Source organism: Halobacillus sp. (genome assembly GCF_049282395.1).
Lineage (GTDB): Bacteria > Bacillota > Bacilli > Bacillales > Halobacillaceae > Halobacillus.
In genome coordinates this window covers 1-18,292 of sequence record NZ_JBAPTY010000393.1, presented here as the reverse complement: position 1 = coordinate 18,292, position 18,292 = coordinate 1, and the positions used below count along the sequence as shown (strand labels likewise).

Annotated in this window: 16 protein-coding genes; 15 read left to right on the top strand and 1 reads right to left on the bottom strand. The window is 43.3% G+C overall.

Annotated features, from left to right (window positions below):
* Nucleotides 1–264 precede the first annotated feature (264 nt).
* Together WAM07_RS16595 and WAM07_RS16590 are read left to right on the top strand one after the other, a co-directional pair.
* Nucleotides 265–1,032 (top strand): enoyl-CoA hydratase/isomerase family protein, encoded by a 768-nt coding sequence (locus tag WAM07_RS16595; protein ID WP_422168522.1) that lies wholly within the window; start codon nt 265–267, stop codon nt 1,030–1,032.
* Nucleotides 1,033–1,093: 61 nt separating this feature from the next.
* A complete protein-coding gene (locus tag WAM07_RS16590; protein ID WP_422168521.1) occupies nt 1,094–1,570 on the top strand; it encodes an RsfA family transcriptional regulator in 477 nt (158 codons plus the stop codon).
* A 130-nt stretch (nt 1,571–1,700) separates the two neighbouring features.
* Here the strand turns inward: WAM07_RS16590 and WAM07_RS16585 are convergent, their stop codons facing one another.
* Complete coding sequence (locus tag WAM07_RS16585; protein WP_422168520.1) at nt 1,701–2,186, bottom strand: N-acetyltransferase; 486 nt, start codon at nt 2,184–2,186, stop codon at nt 1,701–1,703.
* Nucleotides 2,187–2,344: 158 nt separating this feature from the next.
* On the opposite strand from WAM07_RS16585, the gene WAM07_RS16580 reads away from it, so the two are divergent.
* The 13 genes from WAM07_RS16580 to spoVE all read left to right on the top strand — a co-directional run bounded on the left by WAM07_RS16580 (nt 2,345) and on the right by spoVE (nt 17,976).
* Nucleotides 2,345–3,229: a 2-dehydropantoate 2-reductase gene (locus tag WAM07_RS16580; RefSeq protein ID WP_422168519.1), complete on the top strand. Its 885-nt coding sequence runs from the start codon at nt 2,345–2,347 to the stop codon at nt 3,227–3,229.
* Nucleotides 3,229–3,606 (top strand): DUF3397 domain-containing protein, encoded by a 378-nt coding sequence (locus tag WAM07_RS16575; RefSeq protein WP_422168523.1) that lies wholly within the window; start codon nt 3,229–3,231, stop codon nt 3,604–3,606. The genes WAM07_RS16580 and WAM07_RS16575 overlap by 1 nt, the downstream gene beginning before the upstream one ends.
* Nucleotides 3,607–3,702: 96 nt before the next feature.
* A complete protein-coding gene (gene bshC, locus WAM07_RS16570) occupies nt 3,703–5,328 on the top strand; it encodes a bacillithiol biosynthesis cysteine-adding enzyme BshC (protein WP_422168518.1) in 1,626 nt (541 codons plus the stop codon).
* A gap of 158 nt (nt 5,329–5,486) precedes the next feature.
* Nucleotides 5,487–5,918 carry a division/cell wall cluster transcriptional repressor MraZ gene (mraZ, locus tag WAM07_RS16565; RefSeq protein WP_422168517.1) on the top strand — a complete coding sequence of 144 codons (432 nt, stop codon included), beginning with the start codon at nt 5,487–5,489 and terminating at the stop codon, nt 5,916–5,918.
* A 21-nt stretch (nt 5,919–5,939) separates the two neighbouring features.
* Nucleotides 5,940–6,920 carry a 16S rRNA (cytosine(1402)-N(4))-methyltransferase RsmH gene (gene rsmH / locus WAM07_RS16560; protein ID WP_422168516.1) on the top strand — a complete coding sequence of 327 codons (981 nt, stop codon included), beginning with the start codon at nt 5,940–5,942 and terminating at the stop codon, nt 6,918–6,920.
* A complete protein-coding gene (ftsL, locus tag WAM07_RS16555) occupies nt 6,917–7,285 on the top strand; it encodes a cell division protein FtsL (RefSeq protein ID WP_422168515.1) in 369 nt (122 codons plus the stop codon). The genes rsmH and ftsL overlap by 4 nt, the downstream gene beginning before the upstream one ends.
* Before the next feature lie 27 nt (nt 7,286–7,312).
* On the top strand, nt 7,313–9,457 hold the full coding sequence (locus tag WAM07_RS16550; RefSeq protein WP_422168514.1) for a penicillin-binding protein: 2,145 nt from the start codon (nt 7,313–7,315) through the stop codon (nt 9,455–9,457).
* Nucleotides 9,458–9,547: 90 nt separating this feature from the next.
* A complete protein-coding gene (locus tag WAM07_RS16545; protein WP_422168513.1) occupies nt 9,548–11,470 on the top strand; it encodes a stage V sporulation protein D in 1,923 nt (640 codons plus the stop codon).
* Nucleotides 11,471–11,606: 136 nt separating this feature from the next.
* A complete protein-coding gene (locus tag WAM07_RS16540) occupies nt 11,607–13,082 on the top strand; it encodes a UDP-N-acetylmuramoyl-L-alanyl-D-glutamate--2,6-diaminopimelate ligase (protein ID WP_422168512.1) in 1,476 nt (491 codons plus the stop codon).
* Nucleotides 13,079–14,440 carry a UDP-N-acetylmuramoyl-tripeptide--D-alanyl-D-alanine ligase gene (locus tag WAM07_RS16535; RefSeq protein WP_422168511.1) on the top strand — a complete coding sequence of 454 codons (1,362 nt, stop codon included), beginning with the start codon at nt 13,079–13,081 and terminating at the stop codon, nt 14,438–14,440. Before WAM07_RS16540 ends, WAM07_RS16535 begins: the two co-directional genes overlap by 4 nt.
* A 45-nt stretch (nt 14,441–14,485) precedes the next feature.
* Nucleotides 14,486–15,472, top strand: coding sequence for a phospho-N-acetylmuramoyl-pentapeptide-transferase (gene mraY, locus WAM07_RS16530; RefSeq protein WP_422168510.1), 987 nt, complete (start codon nt 14,486–14,488; stop codon nt 15,470–15,472).
* Nucleotides 15,469–16,815 (top strand): UDP-N-acetylmuramoyl-L-alanine--D-glutamate ligase, encoded by a 1,347-nt coding sequence (murD, locus tag WAM07_RS16525; RefSeq protein ID WP_422168509.1) that lies wholly within the window; start codon nt 15,469–15,471, stop codon nt 16,813–16,815. The genes mraY and murD overlap by 4 nt, the downstream gene beginning before the upstream one ends.
* A gap of 60 nt (nt 16,816–16,875) precedes the next feature.
* Nucleotides 16,876–17,976 carry a stage V sporulation protein E gene (spoVE, locus tag WAM07_RS16520; RefSeq protein ID WP_422168508.1) on the top strand — a complete coding sequence of 367 codons (1,101 nt, stop codon included), beginning with the start codon at nt 16,876–16,878 and terminating at the stop codon, nt 17,974–17,976.
* Nucleotides 17,977–18,292 lie beyond the last annotated feature (316 nt).

Genomic DNA, 18,292 nt, shown 5'->3' with positions numbered 1-18,292 from the left:
GTGGAATCACCCCGAAAGACACGACCAGCATAAGCCGACCATCAAAAGGATGGCGGTTTTTCAATCCGTTGATGAGCGGCTTATGTCTCGAGTGTCTGGGTGATGGAACAAGACGAGTTATTTCCCCGCCAGCCCTCTTCCGAATAGAGTAACGGACCCCAACTATCTCGAAACTGAGTCTTCAACAAACGGGAGCTTTACTGTAAAATCATTAGGGGGATTTGACGAAACTTTGTGTTAAATTAATGAATAGAGGTGATGGAGATGGAACAGGTCCGGCTGGACATTAAAGAGGAAAACTATGCAGTACTCACGCTTCAAAGATCTGCAAAAATGAATGCGGTTACTCGACAGATGACTAGAGAGTTGAAGGAAGCGTTGGATCAGGTAAGTGCGGATCATACGCTGAAATTTCTGGTCATTACTGGGGGAGGGGAGCGTGCTTTTTGCACAGGAGGCGATTTACACGAATTTCACGGTGGTATGTCAGCAGATGAAGCTTATAATCTGCTACGTCCCATGATGGAGGTACTCCATCAGCTCGCTACAATGCCTATACCCGTGATCGCTCTATTGAATGGTCAGGCTAGAGGAGGAGGCTGTGAAATTGCTACGGCCTGTGATTTTCGTTATGGACGTAAAGAAGCTAAGTACGGCTTCGTTCAGGGAAACCTCGGGATAACTCCTGGATGGGGCGGAGGAACCCTTCTATACCAGCGTATAACTCCAGGAAACGCAGCTCACTGGCTCATGGATGCGGAAATGTATGAAGCAGAGAGAACACTACATATAGGCTGGCTGCATAAAATATCTTCTTTGGAAGATATAAAAGGTTTAAAAGATATTCACCCTTTTTTAAATAAAACGGCGGCTCAAATGCGTGTATTTAAAAAACAGCTTCTCAAAGAAAGCTTTCCAGAGGATCTTTATGAGCGTATGGAAGAAGAGGTGCGGCTCTGTTCGAACCTATGGGAAACCGAGGAACACAAACTAGCGGTGGAAAAGTTTATGAGCACAAGAAAAAAGTTATGAATACTATTCTATCAACCATCCTTTCTGCATAACTATAAACAAACAATAGAGGAGGGATGGTATGGATGCCCCTAGACAAGACGCCTGGAAGGAAGAAGAAGATGTACTTCTGGCTAACACGGTTCTTAAGTACATCCGGGAAGGAAAAACACAGCTTGAAGCCTTTCAGGAAGTCGCTGAACATTTGAATAGAACGCCCGCAGCCTGTGGGTTTAGATGGAATGCGACCGTACGAAAAGATTACTACGAAGAAATTCAAGAAGCGAAACAAAACCGCAAAGAAAAGCGAACGATTTTTACAAGTATACCTTCAGCTGAAGATTCACCACTATCGATTGATGCTGCAATATCCTTCTTAAAAGAAATGAAAGTAAAACAGTATGACGAAAAAGGGAAACAGAAACTTGAATATGAGTTAAAACAGCTGAGTGAAGACAATCAGAAGCTCAGACACCAGCTGAAACAGTGGGAAGCGGCTTGGAATGAAATGGATAAACTCGTTCATTGGGTCAAACAACATCAGAAGACTCCTATGTAAACGAACAAAGCTATTTTATTGTATTCTCATTAAATGATAAATCCGACTGGCGGGTTTTCCCGCTGCAAAATCCGGATAAGGAAAAGGCCCCTACACGTCATGTAGCGGCCTTGTTTGTGTTTATATATTATTAAGCGTTTATATCCCTTTCCTCGACGCCTGTAGGCATCCAGATGAGTGGATTTTCGCCTAAGTCACGCTCCACATCATAATTAGCCTTTTGAAAGCCCATTCTTTCCCAGAAACCATGGGAATTAATGCGAGGATTCGTTTTTATAGGGAGTTCGAAGCTTTTCGCAAATTCAACCAGGTCTTTTCCGAAGCCCATGTCCCGGTAATCAGGAAGTACTTCAAGTTTCCATAGCTCGAGATAATCCTGAGGAGGAACGAAATACTTATCGTATTTGGCGCGAACACGGTATAAGCTCATGCGAGCGACTAAAGCGCTTCCATAATAGACACCGAAAAAAGGCGATTCGCTGTCATTCTCTACAATATTGCTCTCAAGATCTTCAAGCATAGCAAGCTCCTGGTTGCCATATTCTTTGAAACGTTTGAACTCTTCTAATGTTTTATAATTGACCAGTAAAGGTTTTACTTTCGTGGAAGTCATCATGAAGATTCCCCTTTCTATTTATCTGTATCTTCTTTTATTATAATATAAAAATTTTCAGAATGAAATGAACAATTAGTGGACTGACAATTATCGACTGCTATTGTACATAAGAGTCTGCTACAATAAGAAAAAATAGTGAACGAAGTGAGGGAAGACCGATGGATATAGGAATCATTGGGGGAGGTTCCATAGGGCTGCTAACGGCTGCCTATTTGGGCAGGAACCACGAAGTTCATTTGTATGTAAGAAGAGACATGCAGAGAAATCATATAGAAAGAGAAGGCGTACATTGTGATGGTTTGGGGGAATCTACTCGGGTGACGGCACATACCATTGAAGAGGGTGTAAAGAATCATAATCTGTTAATCATTGCCGTTAAGCAAAAAGATATTAATCCGTTATTAGACATGAACTTGCCTTCAGATGTTCCTTACCTTTTTTTACAAAATGGGATGGGGCACCTGGAGCGAATAAAAGAACTCCGAAATTCGTGCTGGCTTGGGGTGGTTGAACACGGCGCATTGAGAGTAGATGACACGCATGTAAAGCATACGGGAAAAGGAAAAATGAATCTGGCCGCCCTGCCTTTGCAGGAAGCTGGTCTTCAACAGATGATCAAAGCGTTGCATACCGAAGAGTTCCCGATTTTTTTTAGAGAAGATTATGAGGATATGCTTGCTTCGAAATTGCTGATTAACGCTGTAATCAATCCTTTAACAGGGATATTTCAAGTTAAAAATGGAGCTGTCTGCACAAATAATTATCTTAGATCCCTTGCCTGGCGTTTGTGCCAGGAAGCCTGTATGGTATTAGGGCGCAGCGTGGATCAGGAATGGGAGCGTGTATTATCGATCGCAGAACTAACGTCTGAAAATCAATCTTCTATGCTCAAGGACTTAGAAGACGGGAGAAAAACTGAAATTGAAGCCATAAATGAGTATTTAATAAAACGAAGCGCTCATCCTTTGCCGAACCACCAATTTGTAGTGGATGCTGTGCACGCCATAGAAGTTCGAAATGAGGGGAGACAATCAGAGAAGTGATGGAATTCCTGGTTTTCTCATTGGCTGCGATCCTCACCTTGCCAGTCCCGGTACTGTTGATATTCTATATGTTTGCCAGGAAATTCAAGCGTCACAAGTGGAAAGCTATTCATCAGACCGCTAATTTCACCGCCCCCATCTTTATCTTATCTGTGCACGTCCTATTGCTCGTTATATTTGAACAGAATTTTTTTGCTTTTATTATGATTTTTCTACTAATTCTGTTGGGCCTTACCCTTATTGCCCAGTATCGAAAGGATCGTGATGTTCAGCTGAAACGGGCGCTGAAAGGGTTTTGGAGAGTCAGCTTCTTAGTTTTCACCCTTTTCTATTTAGGGCTGACTGTTTATGGTCTGGTCGATCGATTACTGGGGTAAGAAACAGATTAGATGAACTCCCTGAATCTTTTTTGTACAATACTAAGAGGATACATACTACAAAGAATATTTGCCCGACAAAGGAGTAGTTCATAAATGCGTATCGATCCTATTCAATTAAAGCCGAAACAGAAACTGTTTCATGATTATAAATATAACTTCGAAAACGTAATAGATAAATTCTCATATGCGCCCGGAGATCCGGAAGCCTGGAAGAATCGACTGCAGTTTCTGCAAGGCCAAACCTATCAGCGCAATAATCTTTCTGAAGTTTTAAAAGAAATGAACGAGCGGTGGGGAGCACCGGAAAGTACTTTGAACAATATTGAAAGGCTAAAAGATGAAAACGCAACCGTTGTCATAGCGGGACAACAGGCGGGGCTGCTTACAGGTCCGTTGTACACGGTTCATAAAATCATCTCTGTCCTTCAGCTGGCTAAAAAGAAGGAAGCTGAACTAGGTAAGCCTGTTCTCCCGGTTTTCTGGGTTGCAGGAGAGGATCATGATTTTGATGAGATTAACCACATTATGGTAAATAGTCACGGAAAAATGAAAAAAATGGCGATCTCCCAGGAGCCGGACCGAAAAGCTTCCGTTTCAGATATTAAAATTGACCAGAAAGCTGGAGAAGAATGGCTGAAGCAAATATTCAGTGAGATAGATGAGACCGAATATACGGGTGATTTTTATCAACAGACTTTGCGCTTATTGGAGCAGTCGGAGAGCTATAGTGATTTCTTTGCCAAACTGGTTTATCTCCTGTTTCCAGATGAAGGTCTAGTGTTGATGGACGCTCATCGTCCGGAAGTACGTAAGCTTGAGTCTGCTTACTTTACTTCAATGATTCAGCATAATGCCGAAATCGCTCATCGTGTTTTTTCTGCCATTCAGTTAAATGCCCAGGAAGGCTACGAGACGGTGTTAGAAAGTGAAGCAGAAGATGCTCATTTGTTCTACCATCATGAGGGAGAGCGTGTACTTCTCACTCGAGAGAAAGAGGGTAGCTTCAGGGGCAAACAGAATGAAGTCCTGTTATCAGAACAGGAATTATTAGAAATAGCAGAACATCACCCTGAGTGTTTGAGCAATAATGTAGTGTCTAGACCGCTCATGCAGGATTTCTTATTCCCTGTACTCGCGTTTATAGGTGGGCCAGGCGAGATTAATTACTGGTCTGTACTTAAACCAGGCTTTGAAGCCGTCGGTCTTCAAATGCCTCCGGTACTTCCTCGTTTATCCTTTACAATGGTAGACCGTAAATCCGAGCAGGATTTGAAACACTTCCACGTAGAACCTCAGGAAGCTGTACAGTTTGGCACCGGCGAAAAGAAAATGAGGTGGATTGCGTCCAAGAGTGCCCCGCCTATTCCTCAGCTTAGTGCGCAGGTAAAAGAGGAAATTGAGCGTATTCATAAACCTCTTAGAGAAAAATCCGCGGAACTGGGACCGGATCTCGAAGGTCTTGCAGATAAAAATCTTCATTACATTTACCAGCATGTTGATTATTTAGAAAAGCGGATGGCTAAAACTTTGGAAGAGAAATACGAAAAAGAAGTGACTCAGTTTAATGAGTTGGATTTACTTCTCCACCCTGCAGGCGGACTTCAAGAACGGATATGGAGTATCCTCCCATGGGTGAATCAGCAGGGGACGGACGTTTTCCAGCGACTAAATCAGCATTTGTTAACGTTTGATCAGGATCATTATGTGGTGTATGTGTAAAAACCCTCCACCTTTCTCCACCTCATAAAAAAATCAATAATCCCTTTAAAATCTTGCCTTTTCAGGCAGGATTTTTTTTGTGGGTGCAGAAAAATTAAAAGTATGTGGAGAAAAGTGGGGCGATGTGGTAAGGTGAAAACAGAAGGTGGGGAACCAACATGTTCATGGGTGAATTCCAGCATAACATTGATACGAAAGGGCGGATTATAGTCCCGTCCAAATTTCGTGAAAATCTTGGGGAAACGTTTGTCCTTACTCGAGGTTTAGATCAATGCTTATTTGCTTATCCTATGAACGAGTGGAAGCTGCTTGAAGAGAAGCTTAAGAAACTCCCTCTCACCAAAAAAGATGCCCGCGCTTTCACCAGATTTTTCTTTTCAGGTGCCGTCGAATGTGAGGTAGACAAGCAGGGAAGAATCAACATCCCGCCTCCTCTTCGGAAGTATGCTTCACTTGAGAAAGAATGCGTTGTCATTGGCGTATCCAACCGTATTGAGTTCTGGAGCCATGAACAATGGGAAACGTATTTTGAGGCATCGGAAGAATCATTCTCTGAAATTGCGGAGAATATGCTTAATTTTGATATTTGAAGATGAGAAACGAGTGAGTACATGTTTGAACACTACAGCGTATTAAAAGAAGAAACTATAAAGCACTTAAACATTCATCCTGATGGTACATATGTCGACTGTACGCTTGGCGGTGGAGGACACTCAGAAGTGATTGCCTCCATGTTAAGTGAGAAGGGCCGTTTAATTTCATTCGATCAGGATGAAGCAGCCCTTGAAGCGGCTCGTGAACGGTTGGATGAATACTCGGATCGAGTGATTTTTGTGCATGCAAATTTCCGGGAATTAGAGAGTGAATTGGAAGAATTAGGTTATAACGAGGTCGATGGAATTTTATACGACCTTGGTGTATCGAGCCCTCAATTAGATGTTGAGGAACGTGGATTCAGCTATCATCAAGATGCACCTTTAGATATGCGGATGAATCAGTCTAATGAACTAAGTGCCAAAGAAGTCGTGAATGAGTGGCCGTATGAGCGTCTCGTAAGAATTTTCTTTAAGTATGGAGAAGAGAAATTTTCTAAACAGATTGCCAGAAAAATTGAAGCAGCACGAGCTGAGAAAAAGATTGAAACAACAGGTGAACTTGTCGAACTAATTAAAGAGGGAATTCCTGCACCTGCCAGACGTAAGGGCGGGCATCCGGCGAAGAGAATTTTTCAGGCAATTCGTATTGCCGTAAATGACGAACTGGGTGCTTTTCAGGATAGTCTGCACCAGGCTGCCAGAATGTGTGCTGTGAATGGACGGATTGCCGTGATTACCTTCCACTCTTTAGAAGACCGCTTATGTAAGCAAGCTTTTAAAAAATGGAGTTCTAATCCGCCTCTGCCCAAAAATATCCCCATTATCCCTGAAGATAAACAGCCGCCATTTGAAATGGTGACACGTAAACCGATTGTTGCCGAAAGTGAAGAATTGGAAGAAAACCGTCGTTCGCGCTCAGCAAAGTTGAGAGTTGTAGAGAAGATTAAACCTTGGAATTCAGAGTTTCAATTTGAAGAAGGGTGGAAGCAAACATGAGTGTAGAGAAAATAAGAAAAGAGGAGCAGCCTTTTCATCAGCCTGAGAGACAGAAACAGGTTAAAAAAGTAAAGCTTCGCAAAAAACAATGGATCAGTACAGGGGAGAAAATGCTGTATTCGGCAGCCACAACATTATTTCTCGCAGCCTCTGTATTTCTTGTGCAATTTTCGGCGTCAACGGATGAGCTGAATCGTGATATTCGAAGCTTAGAACAGGAAATTTCTAAACAGGAAACCCAAAATGAGAACCTGGCTTTTCAAGTGAAAGAACTGAGCAACCCGGACCGAATTCTTAAGATCGCCAAAGAGAATGGACTGGACATCCAAAATGCGCAAGTCAAACAAGCAGCAACGATCGAGTAATAAAATCTTAAAACTGGTGATGTATATATGAAAAGCCCAAACACACATAGGGGTGCAGCTCTGCTCATCCTTGTGTTTTCTTTTGTATTTCTGATTATTGTCGGCCGGTTCCTTTATATTGAAACTACAGCGACTGTAGAAGGTGTGGACCTGAAAGAGTGGGCGGAAGAGATCAGAACAAGCTCTTACAAGATTGATGCCGACCGAGGCAAAATCTATGATAAGAACGGAATGGTACTGGCCTATGATCGTCCTATGTATCGCTTACAGGCGATTATAGATCCGGAATATTCTGCAAACCTTAAAAAACCCAAACACGTGACTGACCCTGAAAAAGTGGCTTCAAAACTTGCACCTTTACTTGAACTTAAGGAAAGTGAAATGCTTGAAACCATTAAGAATGGTCAGGAGAATGATCGCTTCCAAGTAGAGTTTGGCGCTAATGGGCGGGAAATCTCTCAAGAAGAAATGGAAGAGATTAAAGATTTAAACTTGAATGGTATCACGTTTCAGGAAGAAGCTAAGCGCTACTATCCTAACGGGGTATTTGCCTCTCATCTCATAGGTTTTGCCCGGTCACAAGATGGGGATATCAAAGGAATTACAGGAATAGAAAAGCAGATGCAGAAGTATTTGAAAGAAAAAGAAGGAAAAATAAGCTATGAACGTGATAAATACGGAACTAAACTGCTGGATCCGAATCAGGTGATGAAAGAGCCTGATGATGGAGAAAATGTTTACCTGACGATTGACCAGAAGATCCAGACCTTTCTGGAAGACGCCATGTCTCAAGTAGATGAACAATATAGTCCGGAGAAGATCATGGCCGGTGTTATGGATCCTGATACAGGTCAGATCTTAGCCATGAGTAACCGTCCGAGTTATAATCCCAATGATCTTGGCGAGGTAGAGAACTGGTACAATGATTTGATAGCCTATCCTTTCGAACCGGGCTCCACTATGAAAATGTTCACTTGGGCTTCAGCCATCGAAGAAGGAGTTTATGATGGGGATGAGCTATATAAGTCCGGCAGGTATCAAGTGACGGAGAATTCAAGTACGATTGGTGATCATAACAACGGAGAGGGCTGGGGAATGATTTCCTTTAACGAAGGATTTCAGCGATCCTCAAACGTTGCTGCATCCATCCTTGCTTATGAGAAATTAGGACCTGATAATTTTAAAAAATATCTTTCTGATTTTCATCTCAATCAGAAGTCTGGAATTGACTTACCTGGAGAGAAAACAGGTTCATTCGTTCTTGATAAGCCAATTGAGCAGATTACCACCGCGTTTGGTCAAGGTTCAACAGTTGCACCGATTCAGCTCATGACAGCAGCTACATCCATTGCAAACGATGGCAAAATGATGAAACCTTATATTCTTTCGAAAATTTCCTCAAGTAAAGACGGGGAAATTATCAAAGAACGGTCTCCTGAGGTTATTGGCGAACCTATTTCAAAATCAACAGCTTCACAGGTGAGAGATTTAATGGGGCAGGTAGTCACATCGGAAAATGGGACTGGTGGGAAATTCAAACTTGATGATTTTTCCCTCGCAGGGAAAACTGGCACCGCACAGATTAGTAAACCAGGAGGCGGCTATATGACCGGAAGAGAGAACTACACGTTTTCCTTCATGGGTATGGCCCCGAAAGACGATCCTGAATTATTAATGTATGTGGCCGTTCAGCAGCCTGATTTGGATAATACGGAGTATGGCTCAGATCCAGTATCTCACATTGTGAAAACGGTCATGGAAAACAGCCTGCATTATCTCGATATTAAACCAGATGAGGAGAGTCAAACCAAAGTCTCTCAAGTAAAACTCCCTGATGTCACCGACCTTTCTGTTGAGAAAGCTACCAGCCGATTAAAAGAAAACTTCAATCGGGTGGAAGTGATTGGACAAGGCAGTGAGGTAGAGAAAATATTGCCTGAACCAGGCGCAGAGCTAGTAAAGAATCAGAGAGTTATGGTAATAACCGATCAACCAACGATGCCTGACCTGACAGGCTATTCTTTGAGGGATGTCCACCGTCTCGCCGAGTATTTTGGCTTCAATATAGAAACGATGGGTAATGGGTACGTAACCAAGCAAAGCATAGCCCCAGGTTCAGAAATTAAAGAAGAAGGTTATCTGGTGGTGGAACTAGCACCGCCAGAATCATAGGAAGACCATTCCAGACAGTGTTCTAATCGCTTCTACAATGCATATAGTGATACAAGCTGACTCTACCGACTTTCAAAAGGAGTTATGTGGATGAGAAGAGTATCGCAAGTCATTGTGAAGAAGCGATTGATCACTGTTTTTCTTGTGGGAATGGTTATTTTTTGTGTCATTATTGGAAGGCTCGGGTACGTGCAATTTGTACTCAGTGATTTTCTGATTGCCAAAGCAGAAGAGTCATGGAGCCGTGATATCACGTTTGAACCAGAAAGAGGCAACATTGTGGACACAAATGGGGAAGTGCTTGTCGGTAATCAGTCCGCTCCGACCGTCATGGTTGTACCAAGGCAGGTAAAGGACCCTGAAACCACGGCTAAAAATTTAGCTCAAATCCTTGAGATGAGTGTGGAGAAAGCGTACACACACGTCACGAAACAAATATCTATTGAAAAAATCCACCCAGAAGGCCGGAAAATCTCTGAAGATAAAGCAGAAGCTATCCAATCCCTGGGGATGCCTGGTGTCTATATCGCAGAAGATTCGGAGCGCTACTATCCTCATGGTTCGTTTCTTTCCCATGTTCTCGGCTTCAGCGGCATCGATAATCAAGGGCTGCTTGGTCTTGAGGCCTACTATGATGAGGAGCTTAAAGGTGAAAAGGGAGCCCTTTCTTTCTTCTCCGATGCAAAAGGGAAACGAATGCCTGACATGGCAGATATTTATAAACCCCCGGTGGACGGAAAAGATCTTCAGCTTACGATTGATTATAAAGTCCAGGCCATTGTTGAAAGAGAGCTGGATATTGCCCAAAGCAAATACAATCCAGATGGAGCGGTTGCTTTAGCAGTGGATCCTGATACTGGGAAAGTAGTAGCTATGGCCTCACGTCCGAATTTTAATCCAGCTAATTATCAGGAAGTTGAACCAATGGTTTATAATCGTAACTTGCCGGTTTGGAGTACGTACGAGCCGGGTTCTACTTTTAAGATTATTACGCTCGCAGCGGCGCTTGAAGAAAATCTGGTCGACCTTCACGAGGAGCATTTTCACGATTCAGGTGCTGTGAAGGTAGATGGAGCCACTTTACACTGCTGGAAGCGTGGAGGGCACGGGGATCAGACGTTTTTGGAAGTTGTGCAAAACTCTTGTAACCCAGGATTTGTCCAATTGGGCCAGCGCTTAGGAAAAGAAAAACTTTTTGAATATATTGATCGGTTCGGTTTCGGTGAAAAGACCGGTATAGATTTGGAAGGGGAAGGCAAAGGGATTTTATTTAAGCCTGAAAATGTTGGTCCTGTAGAACAGGCAACGACAGCCTTTGGACAAGGAGTTTCTGTTACCCCTATTCAACAGGTGATGGCCGTAGCGGCAGCTGTGAACGGAGGATATTATTACGAACCTTATATTCAGGAAGCCTGGCTTGATCCAGTCACAGGAGAAGCAGTAGAAAAGAATGAGCCGAAAGTAAAGGATCGCGTAATATCGGAAGAAACATCTGCACAAATCCGTAAGGCGCTGGAGAGCGTTGTGGCTAAAGGAACAGGTCGCGGAGCTTACGTCGAAGGGTATCGTGTAGGTGGTAAGACGGGTACTGCCCAAAAGGTTGGCCCGGACGGAAGGTATATGGAAAACAACCATATCGTTTCCTTCATTGGCTTTGCACCTGCAGATGATCCTGAATTAGTGGTTTATCTCGCCATCGATAACCCGAAGGATACCGTCCAGTTTGGCGGCGTGGTGGCGGCTCCTATCGTAGGGAATATCATGGAAGACAGCCTGAGGGCTTTAGAGGTGAAACCGCGGAAAGATGGTCTGGAAAAAGAATACACATGGCCTGATGAGCCATTGGTTGAAGTTCCGAATGTTACGGGACTTGAGAAGAAAGAGCTCAATCAGCTTCTCACCAACTTAAAAATCGAGGCGAGTGGTAAAGGAAATAAAGTGATTACCCAGGCTCCTGAAGCTGGAGTGAAGGTGCCGAGCGGATCCAAGGTCCGAGTTTATATGGGGAATTAGAAACAGTCTGTTGCAGTATGTTTCAACTTGGTGAACAAACCGTAACGATAAACCATTCAAAAAAAACAATAATGGGCATACAGAAGGTTCGTCAATTTGCTATAATGAATCTTGTATGTGGGTAAGGGTGACAGTTATGAAAATGAAAAAGTTACTGAAGCTTATGCCTTTTTATAAAGTAACTCAACCCCTGTCAGACATTACGGTTCAAGGGATTTCGATGGATTCAAGATCCACGGGTCCCGGCGACCTTTTTATTTGCATTCACGGTGTAGAAGCCGATGGACATGAGTATGTGCAAGAAGCAGAAGCTAAAGGTGCCGCTGTTATCATGGCGGAAAGAGAAGTCATAACCAGTCTGCCTGTTGTGATCGTAAATGATACGGTAAGGGCTCTTGCGATGGCAGCTTCTATTTTTTATGGTTTTCCATCGGAGCACTTGAGGGTGATCGGAGTTACAGGTACGAATGGGAAAACCACCATTACGTATCTATTAGACGAAATCTTTCGGAACTATAATCAACGGACAGGAATGATCGGCACCATTCAGGTGTCCATCGCAGGAAAAACCTATCCTGTTAAGAATACCACTCCGGACAGTCTCTCACTTCAGCGTTATTTTGCAGAAATGCGCAAGGTGAAGGTTACAACGGCGATTATGGAGGTCTCCTCTCATGCACTTGATCAAGGCAGGGTCTATGGCTGCGATTTTGACATTGCTATCTACACCAATCTCACTCGCGATCATTTAGATTACCATGATAACTTTGATGATTATCTTCGGGCTAAGTCCCTATTGTTTGCTCAATTAGGTAACGGGTATAATAAAGGGCGGCGCAAATTTGCTGTCATTAATAAAGACTCCAAGCAGGCGAAACGTTTTATCCGCTCGACTTCACAATCCCTGCTTACGTATGGGATTCACTCCAATGCAGATATAATGGCGAAGAACATCACACTAAGAGAAACTGGCGCCGCTTATATTCTGGAAACACCCAAGGGGGAAATTGCCATTAATAGTCCTCTAATGGGACTTTTCAGTATTTATAATATGCTTGCCGCAGCTGGGGCAGCCATTTTATCGGGTATTCCTCTTACCGTTATCAAGCATGCTTTCGAAACAACCCGTGGTGTGAGGGGACGTTTTGAGCCGGTTCGGCAAGGACAGCAGTATGGAGTAGTGATAGATTATGCTCATACACCGGATTCCTTGGAAAATGCTTTAAAGACGATCTCAGAATTCTGCAAAGGGTCCATCTATGTAGTGGTGGGGTGCGGGGGAGACAGAGACCGGAGTAAGCGCCCGTACATGGCAGATGCCGCGATGCAAGGGGCAGATTATGTTATTTTTACTACGGATAACCCACGCACTGAGGATCCTAAGCAGATTTTTCAGGATATGACTAGTCACTTAAGCGATCCATTTGAATTAATTGAAGACCGGGAGCAGGCGATTGAATACGCTCTTAGGGTGGCAAAAGCAGGGGATATGGTCCTTATTGCCGGAAAAGGACACGAAACATATCAGGAAGTGAATGGTGTGAGACACCATTTCGATGATAGTGAAGTAGCAAAAATGATATTAAAGAGAATGAAGGAGCGTCCATCATGATTTTAGAAGTGCAAGAGCTGACTACCCTCTTTCCTGAATTTAAAGGAGCGGCACAAGACAGAATCACATTAAAAGAAATTCTAACCGACACAAGAGTGGAAGCTAAGCAGAGTTTGTTTATACCTATAGTGGGGGAGAATTTTGATGCCCATGATTTTATAAAGGACGCGATTAAACAAGGAGCGGTCGCAGCACTTTGGCAGAAGGATAGGGAGCTTTCTTCCGCCGTACCGACCGATTTCCCTGTCTTTTTTGTTGAGGATACAACAAAAGGACTTCAGGAAGTAGCTGCGTATTATTTGCAGAAAGTTCGTCCATTAGTTATTGGAATAACCGGTTCTAATGGAAAGACAACCACAAAGGATATGACAGCTTCTGTGTTAAGTCGTAAGTATAAGACGCATAAAACAGCTGGAAATTTTAATAATCATATCGGACTTCCCTTGACGATTCTCTCCATGAATAAGGATACAGAAGTTCTCGTCCTGGAAATGGGGATGGACCGGGCAGGTGAAATCTCCGTCTTATCAAAACTTGCTCATCCAAAATATGCCATCATAACCAACATTGGTGAATCCCATATTGAAAACCTTGGATCGAGGCAGGGCATCGCTTCTGCTAAGCTGGAAATTAAGGATGGGATGTCTGAGGGTGGTACGTTAATCATTGATGGGGATGAACCGCTGTTACATGCCGTCAAACAAGATAAGAAATCAATTTCCTGCGGGTTCGAAAGCGGAAGCAATGAGCATGTAAAGATTGTCAACACTTCAGATGATGCTAGTGAGTTCACGATTAATGAAAAAGAATCTTATAAACTCCCTCTCGCTGGAAAGCATAATGTGAAAAATGCAGCTTATGTTATTACCCTTGCAAAGAAGGCAGGACTTTCGGCCGATCAAATTCAAGAAGGTTTTGATCATCTTCAAATGTCGAGCATGCGCTATGAAAAACACATAGGAATAAATGATTCCCTGATTATTAATGACGCCTATAACGCCTCACCGACATCAATGAAGGCTCTGATAGAAGTGATGGCTCAACTAACTACGAAGTCTCGCAAGATGCTGATTCTCGGGGACATGTTTGAACTTGGGACACAGTCCAGGGTCTTACACCGCAGTGTAGCTGAAGCCATTACCGATAAAATTGATGCAGTCTATACCATTGGAGATCATTCCGAAGAAATATCCAAGGCAGTCGCAGAACGGCAGCCGCAGATAGCAACAAAACATTTTACAGATAAAGAAACTTTAAGTCATCATGTACGTGCAGCATTAACGGCCGACACCGTAGTTCTTATTAAGGCTTCGAGAGGGATGAAGCTGGAGGAATTACTGAACGATCTCGTAAAATGATTCATAGGAGATGATTGACAACGAAGTAACAGGAGGTACTAGAAAATGAACGACTACATATTACTAATCACCATGGCATTATCATTCGCTCTCACAGTTGTGATATCGCCGATCATCATTCCTTATTTGAGACGTTTGAAGTTCGGTCAGGCTATTAGAGAAGAAGGTCCGGAATCTCACCAGAAAAAATCAGGAACCCCTACAATGGGCGGTGTGATGATTATCATTTCGGTACTTGTCACTACCCTCTGCGCTTCTTACTGGTTTACACCAGGTTCTTCAAGCGTACACCTATTTCTCGTTTTATTTGTATTGCTCGGGTATGGGCTGCTCGGGTTTTTAGATGATTATATAAAAGTAGCATTAAAGCGAAATCTCGGTTTAACTTCTAAACAGAAAATGGCTGGCCAAATTATTATCGCACTCGTTGTTTACATTATCTTAGAACGCACAGGTTTTCCGACTTTTATTACACTACCTGGCACTTCTTTTGAATTGGAACTGGGCTGGGGATATGGACTTCTCATTTTATTCATGCTTGTAGGGGGATCCAATGCGGTTAACTTAACAGACGGTTTGGATGGACTACTTGCAGGAACAGCAGCTATCGCTTTCGGAGCCTTTGCTATTTTGGCTTGGACAGACCAGTCTAATGTGGAAGTAACTATTTTCACACTTGCTGTTGTAGGAGCATTATTAGGTTTTCTCGTATTTAATGCACACCCCGCCAAGGTGTTTATGGGCGACACCGGATCGCTCGCTCTTGGTGGAGCAATTGCAATCTCAGCTATTTTAACAAAAATGGAACTCATCCTTGTGATCATCGGCGGGGTGTTTGTACTCGAAACACTCTCTGTCATTATTCAGGTTATTTCATTTAAAACAACAGGCAAAAGAGTCTTTAAGATGAGCCCGCTGCACCACCATTATGAACTGAAAGGCTGGTCCGAGTGGCGTGTCGTCACAACGTTTTGGACAGTAGGTCTTGTGTTCGCCGTGCTTGGGATTTATATTGAGGTGATGTTTGGATGAAGACGTTAACGAATTTTCCTTATAAACATGTGTTAGTTGTAGGCTTAGCTAAAAGTGGCACGGCGGCTTCCCATCTCCTGCTTGATTCAGAAATCAAAGTGAGAATCAACGACCTGAAGGCAGATAAAGAGAGTGAAGGTGTTCAGAGTTTAATTGAAAAAGGGGCAGAAGTTATTACAGGAGGCCACCCGCTTGAAGCGCTTGAAGGAATAGAACTGATCGTTAAAAACCCAGGCATTCCTTATGAGAACCCCTTAATTGATGAAGCTGTAAAACGGGAAGTCCCGGTCGTTACGGAGGTAGAGCTTGCGGGAAGACTTCATGACGGTCCGCTGATTGCGATTACGGGTTCCAATGGAAAAACCACGACCACAACATTAATCCACGAGATCATTAAGGCTGATGATCAGCCTGTTTCCGTAGCAGGGAACATTGGAAAAGTCGCTTGTGAAGTAGCTCGTTCGACCAGCGATGAAGAGGCCATGGTTGTTGAAATGTCCTCCTTTCAGTTGTTGGGTACAAAAACGTTCAAACCGGACGTTGCGGTGTTATTAAACCTCTACGAAGCTCATTTAGATTATCATGGCACGCTTGAGGCTTATCATAATGCAAAAGCAAAAATTATAGAAAACCAGACCTCAGAAGATACTTTTGTCTACAATGCCGATGATGAGAAGATCATGAGCTACCTTCCGGGTGCCAAGTCGAAACAGGTCCCTTTTACTCTTAATCAGCAGGGTAGTGGGGCATGGGCAGATAAAGAATGGATCTATTTTAATGAGGAAGCTATTATGAAGAAATCGGAAATCGTACTGGTAGGGGAGCAGAATCTGCAAAATATCCTGGCCGCTCTAGCTGTGGTGAAAACAATCGGGATTTCCAATGAAGCCATTCACCAGGTGCTGACGACCTTTGCCGGCGTGAAGCACCGATTGGAATACGTGCAGGAGAAAAACGGCAGGTTCTTTTACAATGACTCCAAAGCGACCAATATATTAGCCACTTCCTATGCATTGCGATCGTTCCAGCAGCCGATTATTCTGCTGGCAGGGGGGCTGGACCGGGGGAATAGCTTTGAAGGGCTTGCCCCGTATCTTTCTAACGTAAAAGCAATGATCGTATTTGGGGAAACGGCTGACCTTTTAAAAGAGACCGGCACGTCTGTCGGTATCAAAGATATCATTAAAGTAGAAACTATGGATAAAGCTGTAACAGAAGCTTATCGTCTATCCAATCAAAATGACGTCGTATTATTATCTCCGGCCTGTGCGAGCTGGGATCAATATCGTACATTCGAAGAAAGAGGCAACATGTTTACAGAAGCTGTGCATAAGCTGAAATAAGGGCTTTATGCGACAAGCTTGAGCCCTGTTTTCCATTCTGATGGGAGGTAGGGCTTTTTTATGGAGGAAAAACAAAAAAAGCCGGATTTATGGTTAGTTGCCGCTATATTAGGGATATTGATTATGGGGATTGTCATGGTTTACAGTTCATCAAGCATCTGGTCTGAGTATAAGTTTGATGACCCGTGGTTCTTTGCGAAGCGTCAAATGCTTTTTGCTTCCGTAGGACTGGCGGCCATGGTGGCGTTATCAAGAATTCCCTACTACGTTTGGCACAGACACTCCAAATGGATTTTGATCATGTGTCTTGTATTTCTGATTGCTGTATTAATTCCAGGTGTGGGCATGGTACGTGGAGGAGCTAGGAGCTGGATTGGTGTAGGGATGTTCAGTATTCAGCCTTCAGAGTTTATGAAGCTTGGTTTAATTTTATTTCTGGCACGTTTTTTGTCTGAGCGTCAAAAGAAAATGAACTCATTTCAGCAGGGATTCCTTCCTGGACTAGCTTTAATTCTCGTTCCGTTTGCTTTAATTATGCTTCAGCCTGATTTAGGGACAGGCGTGGTTATGGTTGGGACATGTATGGTGATGATGTTTACTGCTGGAGCCAGAATCAGTCATTTTATGTGGATGGCAGGGGCGGGTATGGCTGGAATGATCGCTTTAATTGCTTCAGCTCCCTACCGGATTAAGCGTATTACTGCCTTTCTTCACCCATGGGAAGACCCTCTTGGAAGCGGCTTTCAAATTATCCAGTCTCTGTATGCCATTGGTCCAGGGGGATTGCTTGGTCTTGGGTTAGGAAACAGCATGCAGAAATTCTTTTACTTACCTGAGCCTCAGACAGATTTTATTTTTGCTGTACTTGCAGAAGAGCTTGGTTTCTTAGGGGGAGCTTTTATCCTGATTTTATTTTTCATTCTCCTATGGAGAGGAATCAGGACCAGTCTCTATGCTCCTGATCTTTTCGGTTCACTTCTTGCCCTGGGAATTGTGGGCATGGTGTCCATCCAGGTAATGATTAATGTTAGTGTAGTAACAGGTTTGATTCCCGTAACCGGGATTACACTTCCTTTAGTGAGTTATGGCGGATCATCTCTCACTCTTACTCTTGCCTCGCTGGGATTATTGCTTAGCGTCAGCAGATTTTCAAGTCATTAAAAGACGATACAGATTTATCTGCATCGTCTTTTTGTTATTTACCTGACAATCCTTTCATAGAAGGATTGGGGCTGTTTTACCGTGGGAGAAGGAGCGAGGAGGCCCAATGGTAAAAAAGAGGATCGACTAAAGTCGCCAAGTCCTTTGGCAACGATGATCGACCCTACGTCATGTAGGGCCACAGGAAAGTGAGTTATTTTCCAACCAACCCTCATCTTTATTTTACTAACGGGTCCATTTCTATAATTTTATCGTGAAACTCGTGGAAAACGGATGACGAGAAGCTGTAATTCTGACATACTAGTCAATGAAAGCG

What these genes read in the sequence shown, in the direction of transcription:
- bshC (WP_422168518.1), top strand. Translation starts at nt 3,703, where the DNA reads ATGCGTATCGATCCTATTCAATTAAAGCCGAAACAGAAACTGTTTCAT.
- murD (WP_422168509.1), top strand. Translation starts at nt 15,469, where the DNA reads ATGAAGACGTTAACGAATTTTCCTTATAAACATGTGTTAGTTGTAGGC.
- ftsL (WP_422168515.1), top strand. Translation starts at nt 6,917, where the DNA reads ATGAGTGTAGAGAAAATAAGAAAAGAGGAGCAGCCTTTTCATCAGCCT.
- WAM07_RS16535 (WP_422168511.1), top strand. Translation starts at nt 13,079, where the DNA reads ATGATTTTAGAAGTGCAAGAGCTGACTACCCTCTTTCCTGAATTTAAA.
- WAM07_RS16540 (WP_422168512.1), top strand. Translation starts at nt 11,607, where the DNA reads ATGAAAATGAAAAAGTTACTGAAGCTTATGCCTTTTTATAAAGTAACT.
- WAM07_RS16550 (WP_422168514.1), top strand. Translation starts at nt 7,313, where the DNA reads ATGAAAAGCCCAAACACACATAGGGGTGCAGCTCTGCTCATCCTTGTG.
- mraY (WP_422168510.1), top strand. Translation starts at nt 14,486, where the DNA reads ATGAACGACTACATATTACTAATCACCATGGCATTATCATTCGCTCTC.
- spoVE (WP_422168508.1), top strand. Translation starts at nt 16,876, where the DNA reads ATGGAGGAAAAACAAAAAAAGCCGGATTTATGGTTAGTTGCCGCTATA.
- WAM07_RS16590 (WP_422168521.1), top strand. Translation starts at nt 1,094, where the DNA reads ATGGATGCCCCTAGACAAGACGCCTGGAAGGAAGAAGAAGATGTACTT.
- WAM07_RS16585 (WP_422168520.1), bottom strand. Translation starts at nt 2,186, where the DNA reads ATGATGACTTCCACGAAAGTAAAACCTTTACTGGTCAATTATAAAACA.
- WAM07_RS16575 (WP_422168523.1), top strand. Translation starts at nt 3,229, where the DNA reads ATGGAATTCCTGGTTTTCTCATTGGCTGCGATCCTCACCTTGCCAGTC.
- mraZ (WP_422168517.1), top strand. Translation starts at nt 5,487, where the DNA reads ATGTTCATGGGTGAATTCCAGCATAACATTGATACGAAAGGGCGGATT.
- WAM07_RS16595 (WP_422168522.1), top strand. Translation starts at nt 265, where the DNA reads ATGGAACAGGTCCGGCTGGACATTAAAGAGGAAAACTATGCAGTACTC.
- WAM07_RS16545 (WP_422168513.1), top strand. Translation starts at nt 9,548, where the DNA reads ATGAGAAGAGTATCGCAAGTCATTGTGAAGAAGCGATTGATCACTGTT.
- rsmH (WP_422168516.1), top strand. Translation starts at nt 5,940, where the DNA reads ATGTTTGAACACTACAGCGTATTAAAAGAAGAAACTATAAAGCACTTA.
- WAM07_RS16580 (WP_422168519.1), top strand. Translation starts at nt 2,345, where the DNA reads ATGGATATAGGAATCATTGGGGGAGGTTCCATAGGGCTGCTAACGGCT.